Origin of the sequence: Streptomyces sp. NPDC096048 (assembly GCF_044763415.1) — a bacterium.
Classification (GTDB): Bacteria; Actinomycetota; Actinomycetes; order Streptomycetales; family Streptomycetaceae; genus Streptomyces.
In genome coordinates this window covers 79,956-92,834 of record NZ_JBIWGG010000002.1, presented here as the reverse complement: position 1 = coordinate 92,834, position 12,879 = coordinate 79,956, and the positions used below count along the sequence as shown (strand labels likewise).

The following is a 12,879-nucleotide window of genomic DNA, read 5'->3' as shown; positions in this document are numbered from 1 at the left end:
GCCTCTACTCCACCTCCGCCACGGCCTGCGCGAACTGAGCCCGGTACAGCCGCGCGTAGGCCCCGCCGGCCGCGAGCAGCTCGGCGTGCGCGCCCTGCTCGACGATGGCCCCGTTCTCCATCACGAGGATGGTGTCCGCGTCCCGGATCGTCGACAGCCGGTGGGCGATCACGAACGACGTCCGCCCGTGCGCCAGCTTGGCCATCGCCTTCTGGATGAGCACCTCGGTACGGGTGTCCACGGACGACGTGGCCTCGTCGAGGACCAGGATCACCGGGTCGGACAGGAACGCCCGCGCGATGGTGATGAGCTGCTTCTCACCCGCGCTCACACCGGTGCCCTCGTCGTCGATCACGGTGTCGTAGCCGTCCGGCAGGGTCCGCACGAACCGGTCGGCGTGCGCGGCCCGCGCCGCCTCCTCGATCTCCCCGCGGGTGACCTTCCGCGACGCCCCGTACGCGATGTTCTCCGCGATGGTGCCGCCGAACAGCCAGGTGTCCTGGAGCACCATGCCGATGCCGGCCCGCAGCTCGTCCCGGGACATCTTCGCCACGTCCACGCCGTCCAGGGTGATCCGCCCGCCGGAGACCTCGTAGAACCGCATCAGCAGATTGACGAGGGTCGTCTTCCCGGCCCCCGTCGGTCCGACGATGGCGACCGTGTGACCCGGCTCCACCTTCAGCGACAGGTCCTCGATCAGCGGCTTCTCCGGGTCGTACCGGAAGGAGACGTGCTCCAGCTCCACCCGCCCGCGCAGGTCCTCGGGCCGGGCGCCCGGGATCGGGTCCGCCGACTGCTCCTCGGCGTCCAGCAGCTCGAAGATCCGTTCCGCCGACGCGACGCCCGACTGCACCAGGTTCGCCATCGACGCGACCTGCGTCAGCGGCATCGAGAACTGCCGGGAGTACTGGATGAAGGCCTGCACGTCACCGATGGACAGGGAGCCCGAGGCCACCCGCAGGCCGCCCACCACCGCGACGAGCACGTAGTTCAGGTTGGACACGAACATCATCAGCGGCTGCATGATCCCGCTGTTGAACTGCGCCTTGAACCCGGCCTCGTACAGCGCGTCGTTCTCCTCGGCGAACTGCTTCGCCGACTCCTCCTGGCGCCCGAACACCTTCACGAGGGTGTGGCCGGTGTACATCTCCTCGATGTGCGCGTTCAGCCGCCCCGTCGAGCGCCACTGCCGCACGAACTGCGGCTGCGACCGCTTGCCCACGCGCGTGGCCACCACGTACGACAGCGGCACGGTCACCAGCGCGACCAGCGCCAGGATCCAGGAGACGTAGAACATCATCGCCAGCACGCCGATGATGGTCAGCAGCGAGTTGATCAGCTGGCCCATCGACTGCTGCAGCGTCTGCTGGATGTTGTCGATGTCGTTCGTCGCCCGGCTCAGCACCTCGCCGCGCTGCCGCTTGTCGAAGTACGACAGCGGCAGCCGCGACAGCTTCGTCTGCACGTCCTCCCGCATCCGGAACATCGTCCGGTTGACCGCGCGGTTCACCAGCCGCGTGGCCACCGCCATCAGCAGCCCGGCGACGGCGAACACCGCCAGCGCGAGCAGCAGCACCTCACCCACGGCACCGAAGTCGATGCCCTGGCCCGGGGTGAAGTCCGTGCTGCGGAGCATGTCGGCCACGTCGCCGTCGCCGCGCTCGCGCATCGAGTCCAGGACCTGCTCCTTCGTGGCCCCGGACGGCATGTCCCGCCCGACGATGCCCGCGAAGACCAGGTCGGTGGCCCGGCCGAGGATCTTCGGCCCGATCACGCTGAGGCCGACGCTGACGACCAGGCACGCCAGCAGCGTGCAGAGGACCACCCGCTCCGGCCGGAACCGGGCGACGAGCCGCTTGCCCGACCCCTTGAAGTCCATGGAACGCTGGTCGGGGCCGCCCCCGGCCATCATGCGACCCGCAGGCCCTGCCATCAGGCAGCCTCCGCTTCCGTCAGCTGGGAGAGCACGATCTCCCGGTAGGTCTCGTTGTCCGCCATCAGCTCGTGGTGCCGGCCCACGCCGACCACCCGCCCCTCGTCCAGCACGATGATCCGGTCCGCGTCCCGGATGGTCGCCACCCGCTGCGCCACGATCACCACGGTCGCCTCGGCCGTCTCCCGGCCCAGCTCGGCACGGAGCGCGGCGTCGGTGGCGTAGTCGAGGGCGGAGAAGGAGTCGTCGAAGAGGTAGATCTCCGGGCGCTGGACCAGCGTCCGGGCGATGGCGAGACGCTGCCGCTGGCCACCCGACACGTTCGTGCCGCCCTGCGAGATCGGCGCGTCGAGCCCGCCCTCCAGCCGCTCCACGAACTCCCTGGCCTGCGCCACCCCCAGCGCGTGCCACAGCTCCTCGTCCGTGGCGTCCGGATTGCCGTACCGCAGGTTGGTGGCGACGGTGCCCGCGAAGAGGTACGGCTTCTGCGGCACCAGCCCCACGATCCTGGCCAGTACCTTCGGATCGACGGTCCGTACGTCCACCCCGTCGACCAGCACCTCGCCGTCGGTGGCGTCGAACAGCCGGGGGACCAGCCCGAGCAGCGTGGACTTGCCGCTGCCGGTGGAGCCGATGACGGCGGTCGTCTCGCCCGGCCTGGCCACCAGCTCGATGCTTCTGAGCACCGGCTCCTCGGCACCGGGGTAGCGGAAACCGGCCCCCCGGATCTCCAGGTGCCCGTGCCGGCGCAGCTCGGTGACCGGCGCCACCGGCGGCACCACGCTGCTCTCGGTGCCCAGGACCTCCTGGATGCGCTCGGCGCACACCTCGGCGCGCGGCACCATCATGAACATGAAGGTGGCCATCATCACGGACATGACGATCTGCATGAGGTAGGCGAGGAACGCGGTCAGATCGCCGATCTGCATCTCCCCGCTCTCGATCCGGTGGGCGCCGAACCACACCACCGCGACCGACGACACGTTCACCACCGTCATGACCACCGGGAACATCAGCGCGAGCAGGTTGCCGGTGCCCAGCGCCACCTCCGTGAGGTCGGCGTTGGCCTTGCGGAAGCGCTGCTGCTCGTACTCGTCCCGCACGAAGGCGCGGATGACGCGGTTACCGGTGATCTGCTCGCGCAGCACCCGGTTCACCGTGTCCAGCCGCTCCTGCATGGCCCGGAACAGCGGGCGCAGCCGCCGCACGATCAGCGTCACGCAGATCGCCAGCACCGGCACCACCGCGACGAGCACCCCGGACAGCGGCACGTCCAGGCCGAGCGCCATCACGATGCCGCCGACGCACATGATCGGCGCCGACACCATCAGCGTGAACGTCATCAGGGCCAGCATCTGGACCTGCTGCACGTCGTTCGTCGTCCGGGTGATCAGCGAGGGGGCGCCGAACTCGCCGACCTCGCGCGCCGAGAAGGACTGCACCCGGTCGAAGACCGCGCCCCGCACGTCCCGGCCGACCGCGGCCGCCGTGCGCGCGCCGTAGTAGACGGCACCGATGTTGCACACCACCTGGGCCAGCGAGATGCCGACCATCAGGGCGCCGTAGCTCAGGATGTAGCCGGAGTCACCCTTCACGACACCCTCGTCGATGATGTCCGCGTTCAGGGTGGGCAGGTAGAGGGAGGCGCAGGTCTGCAGGAACTGCAGCGCCACCAGCAGGGCGATGGGTTTCTGGTACGGCCTGAGGTAGGCCCGCAGGAGTCGTATGAGCACGCTGGGTCTCTCGGTCGGCGACAGGGGCCGATTGGTTGCCCCTGGCCCCTATCGTCGAACACTCCACCCGCGTTACCTCAACTGATTAACCCAACAGCGCGCTACTTCCGGCCTTACGGGCGGTACGGGGACCGGGAACGGCACGCGGGGGTCGCTCCTCACGTGCGCAGCGCGCCCGGGTGGGTCTGCTCCCGCACCGACACGAACTGCTGGCGCACCGCCTGCCCCACCGCCAGCTCCTCGCCCGGCTCCAGCACCTGCGCGACCGCGCCCTGCCAGACGGGGGGAGTGCGCGGGTCCAGCGTGCCCTGGGACACGCCCAGCGCCCAGGCGGCCTGCCGGGCGGAGCCGATCGCGGCGTAGTCCGCCGGCTGCGGCACGACGACCTGCGTCCCGAACAGCGCGGGCGCCGCCGCCTGCACGGCCGGCAGCTCGGCCGCCGCGCCCAGCAGGAAGACCCGCCGCACGTCCACGCCCCGGCCGCGCAGCACGTCCAGGGCGTCGGCGAGACCGCACAGCATGCCCTCGAACGCGGCCCGCGCCAGGTGCTCCGGCTTCATCGACTCGCGCCGCAGGCCGGCGAGGGTGCCGGCGGTGTGCGGCAGGTTCGGCGTGCGCTCGCCCTCCAGGTAGGGCAGCAGCACCAGCCCGTGCGAGCCCGGCGTCGACTTCATCGCCAGCTCGGACAGGCTCTCCAGGTCCGGCACGCCGAGCAGCTCGGCGGTGCCCCGCAGGGTCCGTACGGCGTTCAGGGTGGTGACGACCGGCAGGTGCATGCCGGTGGCGTCGGCCAGGGCGGTGATCATGCCGGTCTGGTCGACGAGCGGTTCGGTGTGCACGGCCATGACGGATCCGGAAGCGCCCAGCGACACCACCGCGTCGCCCAGCCCGATCCCCAGCCCGAAGGCGGCGGCCTGCGTCTCGCCGGTCCCGGCGGAGATCAGCAGGCCCTCCGGCGTCGTGCCGGCCGCGTCGGCCGGGCCGATCACCTCCGGCAGCATCACCTGGTGCCCGAGCGCCATCTCGACCAGATCGGGCCGATAGCCGCTGCTCGCCGCCGACCAGTAGCCGGTCCCGGACGCTCCGCCCCGGTCGGTGGTCCTGCGGACCGGCCGCCCGAGCAGCTGCCACACCAGCCAGTCGTGGGCCTGGAGCAGTACGGCGGTCCGGGCGGCGGCCTCGGGTTCGGTCCGGGCCAGCCAGCGCAGCTTGGTCACCGGCTGCGCGGCCTGCGGCACCGAGCCGACCGCGTGCGCCCACGCCTCACGCCCGCCGAGCGCGTCGATCAGGTCGGCGGCGGCCACCTGGGAGCGCTTGTCGCCGCCCACCATGGCCGGGCGCACGGTGTTGCCCTGCGAGTCCAGCGGCACGACCGAGTTCGCCTGCGCGGACACGCCGATGGCCTGCACGCCCTCCAGCAGGCCGCCGCCGGCGGCCTCCCCGAGGGACAGCAGCCAGGCCTGCGGATCGACGTCCGCGGGACGGCCCCCGCCTTCGGGGCTTTCCACCGGATGCGGCGCGTAGCCCTGCCGCAGCACGGCACCCGTGTCCGAATCGCAGACGACGATACGAGTGAAATCGGGCGAACTGTCCAACCCGGCGACTATCCCCATACCCGAAATTCTGCCGCACCGTGAGCGGTGTCCGTACCCGGTGGGGGCACGAGACCCGGTGGAGGCACCCGTCTCAGGTGTTGCTCGTGCCCCAGTCGTCCGCGCCGCTGCCGTTCGTGTTGCGTTCGCGCAGGGAGCGGACCCGCTGGGCCACCGAGTCGGGCATCCGGTCCCCGACCTTGTCGCTCACCGCGGAGTACGCCTTGTCGGCGAAGTGCCTGCCCTGCTGGGCCGCGGACTCGGCGGTGTTGCGTACGGCGGGGTTCTGCGCGACCTGACGGGCGGAATTCCGCAACTGCTCGTACCGCTCCCGGCCGGCCTTGGTGCCCAGCACGTATCCCACCGCGAGTCCGACGACGAACGTGAGCCGGTAACGCATGGCGGCCACCCTTCCCTTGCTCTTGATCCCCGGTGCCGGGGAGTACCGATTGGCGGAGCACCCCCCTGCTTGCGCTAATGTATGTGTCGCAGCGAGCGCGCGCCCCCTGGCGGATACCCAGGTAAGTGCGTTCGATGCGGTACGAGACCTTCCTCGGTAGCTCAATTGGCAGAGCAGCCGGCTGTTAACCGGCAGGTTACTGGTTCGAGTCCAGTCCGAGGAGCTCGGTCCTCCGTAGCTCAATTGGCAGAGCAGCCGGCTGTTAACCGGCAGGTTACTGGTTCGAGTCCAGTCGGGGGAGCATGGTGAAGGAGGGCCCCGCAGGGGGTCTTTTTTCATGTCCGGGAACCACGCGGCACGCTGCGGAGTCCTCAAGGTCATGAAGGCGTCGCGGCAGCCGACCACCCGAGGCAGGAGATCGTATGAGCGGCTATGCTGCGGCAGACGGCGCGCACACCTGTACGCGACACGCCGCTATGGGGCGGTAGCTCAGCCGGTTAGAGCAGCGGACTCATAATCCGTCGGCCGTGGGTTCGAGTCCCACCCGCCCCACTCCAGCATCTTGGCGCAGGAACGTTTTCACCTGCGCGTCCGGCCCCTGAACGCGCGTGCGGGGACGCCGGCCAGTGGCGTCCCCGCACGGTGTGAGCGTCGTCGCTGAGGTCAGACGGCCCACTTGCTGCACGTGCCGGCGCTCACCCAGCGGTGCGAGCTGATGGCGTTGCTGACCCGGTAGCCGCTGGTGAAGAAGTCGTTGGTGAGGTCGGAGGCGTAACCCTCGTTGCGGGAGAGACAGATGTTGCCGCCGCTCCACTGCGTTCCGGTTCCGTTGAAGAACTGGACCTCGTAGCTGTTTCCCTTGTTGAGGATGGACGTCGCCTTGTTGGTGTCTCCGCCCTGGAAACTTCCGCCACTGTCACCCCAGTTGGAGTCGTTGCCCGAGGCCCTGCCGAGGTATCCGTCGCAGTAGGCGTAGTCGTAGGCGTACATGTAGCCGGAGGTCGCGCCCGAGTAGTTGTCGGAGCAGGTCGCGGCCGCGTGCGCGGTGGAGACGGGGAGGGCGGTTCCGAGAGCGGCCATGGCCATGACGGTCAGTGCGGCGGGCAGTTTCCTCATGGGTGAACTCCTTGGCTGTCGGTCGATCGGTACTTTCCGTGACCGGAACGCCACGGAAATCTGTGGTGGGAACACCTTCCGGACTCAGAGGTCTCCGGCCTGTGCGAGGGCGGACATCCTCATCCGCTGGTACGCGGAGAATTCTTCCGCGTAGTCGCGCAGGGTTCGTTCGCGGTATTCCTTCTCAAGGGCACGCGCGATCTTTCCGAGGGAGGTCTTCCGGGCGCATTCCGCCTCGGTCACGGCCAGCGCGGTTTCTGCTTTCCGGGCCTGTGACTCGCTCATTCCCCTGATCAGGCCGTCCCGCTTCCGGCGGATCTCGTCAGGGCTTTCGAAGGGCTCCCCCGCACCCTTCATGCAGTGCGACCACGCCGTCACAGCGGTGACCAGACGTTCGTCCCGCAGGATCCGCGGGACGTACAGGGGCGTCAGCGACGTCACGGTCTTCTTGGCGCGGAACCAGGCCGAATGGTCGCCGTAGAGCTGTTCCCTGGCTTCCGCGTAGCAGCCTGTGCGCGGGGTGCGGACCGAGCCGCCGGACGGCAGCTCGACGGTGAGGGTGTCATCGAAGTCCCCGTCGAGCGCTCTCGAGTAGCGCATGCGTTCCTTCTCGGGGAGTGCGTTGGCGTAGGTGATGTTGGGGTGACTGCGGCGTGCCTCCTCGGCCGCGGCGTCGAACGACCGGCCGTAGCCGTACCGGCGGGCCCAGTCGACGTCGTCGACGACATACCCGCCGGCCTTGCGCTCCGCGACGCTCGCCACCGGCCCCGGCCAATAGCGGAAGCCTTGGCGTTGCATGCACTGCCGGACGAGTCCCTCCTCCGCGCGGTCGATCTCGACTTCCTCCGCGGCGGTCAGGTCCCTGACCGGAGTTCCCGGCTGGGCGGCAGCCCTTTCCTGATGCGGCCGCTCCGTTTTCGTCGGCTTTCCGCTCTCGGAAGTGCAGCCGGCGGTCAGACAGGATATGAGAACGGCCGAAAGCAGAACGGTTTTCTTCCCCCGCACCCGGTGCCTCCTCTTTCCCTCTTCGCTGCGCTCCGATCCAGGAGACTAGAGGTGCCGAGGCGAGTGGACTTTGTCGTGCGCGCACGGATCTTTGTCAGTTGTGCAGTCGGCCACCGGTCACGTTCTGTGCCTTGTGCGGCGGGTGCCGCAAGCCGCATCCTGATATCCGTGAGGGTGCGGGAGGCAAGCGTGGGGAGAGGTGGCTTGTGGGGGGAACAGATCACCGCGTCGTCGCGTCAGCCCCGGAGCGGGCGGGGCCCGGAGCCGGCCAGGGGGCGACACTCGACACTTCGGTCATGGCACCGCGGGAACGCGAGGACACGATCCGGCACGCCTTGTGGAAGTCCTTCTCCCGGGTCGACATAGATCACCACGCCCCCCAGGAGGCCATCGGAGCCCGTATGGGACTCGGCACCGTGGGACCCATGAAGGTCTGCTCCGCCCAGGGCACCCCGGTGTCCCTGCGCCGTACGGAGCGGCTGGCCCGGGAGGACGCCGAGCCGGCGGTGTTCCTCGGACTCCAGGTGGCCGGCACCAACCTGGTGGGCCAGTACGACCGCCAGTGCCTGATCGGGCCGGGGAACCTGGTGGTCTTCGAATCGACCGCTCCGTACACGCTGCGCTTCGAGAAGGCTTTCGACTATCTCTCCCTGCGCATCCCGCGTGCCGCGCTCGCCCTTCCGGAGCGGGTGCTGCGCGATGTCGCCGCCATCACCCTCGGCCCGGGCAATCCCACCGCGCGCCTCGCCTTCACGTACTTCTCCCACCTCGCCGCCAGCGAGGAATTACGCGGCGGGGAGCACGGCGAAGCGATCGTCGGACCCAGCGTGGAGCTCCTCCGGGCCGTCGTGACCTCCCAGTCCGGCGATGCCGACCTCGTCCGGGCAGCGATGTCGGAGGTGCCGCTCAGCCTGCGCATCACCCAGTACATCCGTGAGCACCTGGCCGACCCGGGGCTGTCGGCCCCGCGCATCGCCGCCGCGCACGGCATCTCGGTCCGCCACCTCTACACCGTGCTGTCACGGTCGGGCATCAGCCTCGGAGACTGGATCCGCGCGCACCGCCTGGCCGAGTGCAGGCGGGAGCTGGCCGGTCCGAGCGGCCGGGTGCGGACCATCGCGGGGATCGGCCGTGCCTGGGGCTTCGTGGACGCGACCCACTTCAGCAAGGCGTTCAAACAGGCCTACGGCATCTCACCGCGGGACTGGCGGGAGCAGCACCGCCCCGCCCCCTGGCGCGGGAGAGCCGTACGGACCGTCGCCGCGCGGGCCGACGTGCCCTGAGATCCGGCCGACGGTGTCGCCGGGTCACCGACGCTTCACGTCGTCCACCGTGTCCGGTTCCTCGTCGTCGCGTTCGCCCTCCGCCTGGGAGGGAGTGGTGTGCGGCGGGCCCGGGGCGTCGTTCCGCTCGTCGTCGCGTTCGCCCTCCGCCTGGGACGGGGTCTGATCACTCATCGTGGTGCCTCCTCGTGCCGGACGGGATCCCGGGCCGGGTACCCGTCCGTGGCCGGCGGCACCACTCAGCTCCCGAGCCTGCCCAGTGCCGTCCGCAGGGCTGTGCGCACCTCGGCCGGCGGGGGAGGGCCGTCGCTCTCGGCGCTGGCGGTGACCGCCGCGGCGACCGTGCGCAGCTTGGTGTTGGACAGCTGGGAGGCCTCCCGCAGGATGTGCCACGCCTCTTCCGACGTACAGGCGTGCAGCGCCATGAGCACGCCCCGCGCCTGGTCGATGACCGGGCGGGAGGCGATCGCGTGGCGCAGCTGCTCCACCTCCTCCTGGAGGACGTGCAGCCGCTCGGAGCGCTCCGCCGCCACCGACGAGGGGGCCGCGGCGGTCGCGGGCCGCGCCTCGGGCTCCGGCCGGTGGGCCGTGTCGCGGAGGGGGTCGGTGGTGTCCAGGCCGGTGAGTTCCAGGATCCGCAGCGGCTGGCCGTGCCAGTTCGTCGCCGTCGCCGGCACCGCCTGCCGGTGGCTGTAGCCGCCCAGCAGGTCCAGGAACCGCAACCCGGCCGTGTCCATGAACACCACGTCGCCCATGTCCAGGTCGACCCGGTCGATGTCGGCCGGCAGCGCGGCCAGCGCTTCGGCCAGGATGTCCGCGCACCCGTGAACGAGCTCTCCGCGCGGAACCAGCAGCGCCCGGCCGGCGTCCACCTGGCCGTCGATGACCAGGGTGGCCGGCCTCCCCGCCAGACGTGGTGGTGCCGATGGGGTCATGTCACCGCCTTGTCCGTCCTCGCTTCGTACCTGACAGACGTTCGCCAACGTCGCACAGCCCCCGTCGGCCTCGGACCGACCGCGGACCGGGCCCCGGTCCGCGGCTGTCCGGTGCCGCTGTCGGTGCACCTGCCCGCCCGTCCGAGGAGTACACCCGGGGCCGGGGAATGACCCGTCCATGGCTGGGTAAAGGCGCTGTCCGCCGGCTCCGGCCCGGCTCCTTTCCCCGCACGCTCACAGCGGCGCCCGCCACGTGACCGTCGTCCCCCCGCCCCCGCCCCCGCCGGTCTCGCCGTCGTCGCTGACCGTCAGCCGTACCGCGTCCCCGCCGCCCGGCGAAGCGCCGGTCGCGTCGACGGCGACCTCGACACGGGAGACGCCCGGCCGTCCGGCCGCGTCGGTCAGGGCCCGGCGCAGGGCGGTGAGCAGGCGGTCCGCTACCCGGTCCGGTACTCGGGTGTCGACGGCGCCCGTGAAACGCGTGGAAGGCGGGAAGCCGAGCAGGGCGGCGGCGGACGCGGTCTCGCGCAGCACCCGGCCGCGCAGTCCGGCGGGAGGGCCGGCCGGGGGCTGCCGCAGCGCGAAGATCGTCGTACGGACCTCCTGGACCGTGGACCGCAGTTCGTCCACCGCCCGGCCGAGGATGTCACGGACGTCCTCGGCGCCGGGGCGGCGCTGCGTGGACTCCAGCATCATGCCGGTGGCGAACAGCCGCTGCACCACCAGGTCGTGCAGGTCCCGGGCGATGCGGTCGCGGTCCTCGTAGACCGCGAGGCGCTCCCGGCCGCGCCGGGCGTCGGCGAGGACGAGGGCGAGCGCGGCCTGCGAGGCGAACTGCGTGGCGAGCAGCCGTTCGACGGCCGTGTACGGGCTCTCGCCGCGGCGGCGGGGGAGGGCGAGGGTGCCGATCAGCCGGCCGCTCGCCCGCAGGGGCAGCATCATGCTCGGCCCGAACCGGTGCCGCACGTGCGTCGTCATGCGCGGATCGGTCGCCGAGTCCGCGATGAACACTGGTTCGCCGCCCAGGAGCTGCTCCAGGACGGGGCTGCCCGGCGCGATGGCCGCGCCGACGATGCCGTCCGGGTCGTCGGACGTCGAGGCGGTCACGATCTCCATGCCGCCCTCGGCGGTCGGCTGAAGGATCACGCCCGCGCTGGCGCCGGCGAGGAGCCGGGCCCGTTCGGCGACCGTCGTCAGCGCTTCGTCGGCGCTGTCCTCGGTGAGCAGCGCGGTGGTGACGGCCGCCGCGCCCTCGAGCCAGCGTTCGCGCTGCCGGGCCGTCTCGTACAGCCGGGCGTTGCCGATCGCGATGCCGGCCTGCGTGGCGAGGACCCGCAGCAGTTGCTCGTCCTCGGCGGTGAACGGCCCGCCGCCGGGACGCGGGACGAGGCACAGCTCGCCGAACTTCTCGTCGCGCTCACCGTCGCGCACGTGGATCGGCATCCGCAGCCGGGGCGCCGGCTCCGGTACGCCGTCCGGGCCCGGGGTGCGGATCTCGGCGAGGCCGTCCCGGCCCGGGTCGGCGGTGGTCAGGGCCGCCGAGGCGGCACCGGTCAGTTCGGCGGCGCGGTCCACGATGTGCCGCAGGGTGCTGCGGAGATCGAGGTCGGTGCCGACGCCCAGGACGGCTTCGAGGAGGCGGGTCAGTCGGGACGCGGGCTGCGCGGTCATTCCGTCCGGCTTCCTCGGGTTCTTCGGTCTCCGCGCCTTCCCGGCTTCCCCGCTCCGCTCGCCGGTGGGCCGGTGGGCCGGTGGGCCGGTGGGCCGATGGGCCGGTCAGTCGGCCGAGGCCGGGTTCAGGGCCAGTGGCTCGACGCGGCCCTCCAGCATGGTGCCGAGGCCCTGGACCGCACACACGTCGGGCCGCTCCGCGATGTGCACCGGCATGCCCGTGGCCTGACGCAGCATCTGGTCGAAGCCGGGCAGCAGCGCGCTCCCGCCGACCATCATGATGCCGCGGTCGGCGAGGTCCGCGACCAGGTCCGGCGGGCAGTCCCGCAGCACCTTGCCGATCCCGTCGAGCACGGCCGTCAGCGGCGTCTGGATGGCGTTGCGCACGGTGGCGGTGTCGACGCGCACACTGCGCGCGAGTCCTGTCGCCACGTCCCGTCCGTGGATCTCGGTGGTCGTCGGCCCCTGCGGGGTGAGCCCGTTGCCGGACAGGGCGAGTTGCAGCGGACGTACGGACTGGCTGGGCAGCACCAGTTCGTGCTGGTGGCGCAGGAGCTGCACGATGGCGTGGTCCACGGCCTCACCGCCGACCGGGATGCGTTCGGCGGTCACGATCGAGCCGAGGGAGAGCACCGCGACCTGAGTGGCGTGCGCCCCGCACACCATGATCATGGTCGCCTCGGGCTGCTCCACGGGCAGTCCGCAGCCGACCGCCGCGGCGATCAGCGTGTCGACGAGTTCCACACGGCGCGCCCCGAGCCCGACCAGCGTCTCGATCGCCGCCCGCTGGGCCAGCGGATCGGCGTCGTGCGGGGTGCAGGCGGCGGCACGCAGCCGGGGCTTGCGGCGCAGGGCACGGCGGATCTTGTCGCCGAGCAGATGCCGCAGCATGCGCTGGGCCATCTCGATGTCGACGACCGTGCCGCCGGACACGGGCCGCACGACGCGGATGTAGGCGGGGGTGCGGCCGGTCATCTTCTCCGCGAACTCGCCGACCGCGATGAGCGCACCCGTGCGGGTGTTGACCGCGGCGGCGGACGGCTGGTCGACGACGAGTCCGGCACCCTTGACGTACACGCGGGTCCGCGCCGCGCCCAGATCGACGGCGAAGTGGCAGCGGCGCAGCTGCTCCAGACTGGCGGTACTGGCGGTCATGGCAGATCCTCCCGAGAGCGCGGACCGTGCGGGGCCGCCCGGTGGCCGGCCTCCTA

Annotated in this window: 11 protein-coding genes and 3 tRNA genes; 4 read left to right on the top strand and 10 right to left on the bottom strand. The window is 71.3% G+C overall.

Going from position 1 to position 12,879, the window contains the following annotated elements; all coding sequences use genetic code 11:
* Window positions 1-4: 4 nt before the first annotated feature.
* The 4 genes from ACIQ6R_RS04945 to ACIQ6R_RS04930 form a co-directional block, all read right to left on the bottom strand.
* On the bottom strand, window positions 5-1,933 hold the full coding sequence (locus ACIQ6R_RS04945) for an ABC transporter ATP-binding protein (RefSeq protein WP_404218767.1): 1,929 nt from the start codon (window positions 1,931-1,933) through the stop codon (window positions 5-7).
* Complete coding sequence (locus tag ACIQ6R_RS04940; protein ID WP_404175133.1) at window positions 1,933-3,666, bottom strand: ABC transporter ATP-binding protein; 1,734 nt, start codon at window positions 3,664-3,666, stop codon at window positions 1,933-1,935. The genes ACIQ6R_RS04945 and ACIQ6R_RS04940 overlap by 1 nt, the downstream gene beginning before the upstream one ends.
* 158 nt (window positions 3,667-3,824) lie before the next feature.
* Entirely contained in the window at window positions 3,825-5,279 is a 1,455-nt protein-coding gene (locus ACIQ6R_RS04935; RefSeq protein ID WP_404175130.1) for an FGGY-family carbohydrate kinase, read from the bottom strand.
* A gap of 73 nt (window positions 5,280-5,352) precedes the next feature.
* Complete coding sequence (locus ACIQ6R_RS04930) at window positions 5,353-5,658, bottom strand: YtxH domain-containing protein (RefSeq protein ID WP_404218765.1); 306 nt, start codon at window positions 5,656-5,658, stop codon at window positions 5,353-5,355.
* A gap of 150 nt (window positions 5,659-5,808) precedes the next feature.
* On the opposite strand from ACIQ6R_RS04930, the gene ACIQ6R_RS04925 reads away from it, so the two are divergent.
* The 3 genes from ACIQ6R_RS04925 (at window position 5,809) to ACIQ6R_RS04915 (ending at window position 6,210) form a co-directional block, all read left to right on the top strand.
* Window positions 5,809-5,881 (top strand) — tRNA-Asn (locus tag ACIQ6R_RS04925).
* Between the two features lie 5 nt (window positions 5,882-5,886).
* Window positions 5,887-5,959 (top strand) — tRNA-Asn (locus tag ACIQ6R_RS04920).
* Window positions 5,960-6,136: 177 nt separating this feature from the next.
* Window positions 6,137-6,210 (top strand) — tRNA-Ile (locus ACIQ6R_RS04915).
* A 111-nt stretch (window positions 6,211-6,321) separates the two neighbouring features.
* Here ACIQ6R_RS04915 and ACIQ6R_RS04910 read toward each other — a convergent pair.
* A complete protein-coding gene (locus ACIQ6R_RS04910; RefSeq protein WP_404175125.1) occupies window positions 6,322-6,774 on the bottom strand; it encodes a hypothetical protein in 453 nt (150 codons plus the stop codon).
* A gap of 84 nt (window positions 6,775-6,858) precedes the next feature.
* Window positions 6,859-7,572: a hypothetical protein gene (locus ACIQ6R_RS04905; protein WP_404218763.1), complete on the bottom strand. Its 714-nt coding sequence runs from the start codon at window positions 7,570-7,572 to the stop codon at window positions 6,859-6,861.
* Window positions 7,573-8,075: 503 nt separating this feature from the next.
* Between ACIQ6R_RS04905 and ACIQ6R_RS04900 the strand changes: the two genes are divergently transcribed.
* A complete protein-coding gene (locus ACIQ6R_RS04900) occupies window positions 8,076-9,062 on the top strand; it encodes a helix-turn-helix domain-containing protein (RefSeq protein ID WP_404218761.1) in 987 nt (328 codons plus the stop codon).
* Window positions 9,063-9,086: 24 nt separating this feature from the next.
* Here the strand turns inward: ACIQ6R_RS04900 and ACIQ6R_RS04895 are convergent, their stop codons facing one another.
* From ACIQ6R_RS04895 to ACIQ6R_RS04880, 4 genes are all read right to left on the bottom strand, one after another.
* A complete protein-coding gene (locus tag ACIQ6R_RS04895; RefSeq protein WP_404175116.1) occupies window positions 9,087-9,236 on the bottom strand; it encodes a hypothetical protein in 150 nt (49 codons plus the stop codon).
* Between the two features lie 65 nt (window positions 9,237-9,301).
* Complete coding sequence (locus tag ACIQ6R_RS04890; RefSeq protein ID WP_404218759.1) at window positions 9,302-9,997, bottom strand: ANTAR domain-containing protein; 696 nt, start codon at window positions 9,995-9,997, stop codon at window positions 9,302-9,304.
* Between the two features lie 234 nt (window positions 9,998-10,231).
* Window positions 10,232-11,668: a GAF domain-containing sensor histidine kinase gene (locus ACIQ6R_RS04885; RefSeq protein WP_404218757.1), complete on the bottom strand. Its 1,437-nt coding sequence runs from the start codon at window positions 11,666-11,668 to the stop codon at window positions 10,232-10,234.
* 105 nt (window positions 11,669-11,773) lie between these two features.
* A complete protein-coding gene (locus ACIQ6R_RS04880; RefSeq protein ID WP_404175108.1) occupies window positions 11,774-12,823 on the bottom strand; it encodes a rod shape-determining protein in 1,050 nt (349 codons plus the stop codon).
* Between the last annotated feature and the right edge of the window lie 56 nt (window positions 12,824-12,879).

Bases quoted from the DNA above. Each gene is read 5' to 3' on its own strand.
- ACIQ6R_RS04880 (WP_404175108.1), bottom strand. From the start codon at position 12,823: ATGACCGCCAGTACCGCCAGTCTGGAGCAGCTGCGCCGCTGCCACTTC.
- ACIQ6R_RS04935 (WP_404175130.1), bottom strand. From the start codon at position 5,279: ATGGGGATAGTCGCCGGGTTGGACAGTTCGCCCGATTTCACTCGTATC.
- ACIQ6R_RS04930 (WP_404218765.1), bottom strand. From the start codon at position 5,658: ATGCGTTACCGGCTCACGTTCGTCGTCGGACTCGCGGTGGGATACGTG.
- ACIQ6R_RS04910 (WP_404175125.1), bottom strand. From the start codon at position 6,774: ATGAGGAAACTGCCCGCCGCACTGACCGTCATGGCCATGGCCGCTCTC.
- ACIQ6R_RS04885 (WP_404218757.1), bottom strand. From the start codon at position 11,668: ATGACCGCGCAGCCCGCGTCCCGACTGACCCGCCTCCTCGAAGCCGTC.
- ACIQ6R_RS04890 (WP_404218759.1), bottom strand. From the start codon at position 9,997: ATGACCCCATCGGCACCACCACGTCTGGCGGGGAGGCCGGCCACCCTG.
- ACIQ6R_RS04895 (WP_404175116.1), bottom strand. From the start codon at position 9,236: ATGAGTGATCAGACCCCGTCCCAGGCGGAGGGCGAACGCGACGACGAG.
- ACIQ6R_RS04905 (WP_404218763.1), bottom strand. From the start codon at position 7,572: ATGCAACGCCAAGGCTTCCGCTATTGGCCGGGGCCGGTGGCGAGCGTC.
- ACIQ6R_RS04900 (WP_404218761.1), top strand. From the start codon at position 8,076: ATGGCACCGCGGGAACGCGAGGACACGATCCGGCACGCCTTGTGGAAG.
- ACIQ6R_RS04945 (WP_404218767.1), bottom strand. From the start codon at position 1,933: ATGGCAGGGCCTGCGGGTCGCATGATGGCCGGGGGCGGCCCCGACCAG.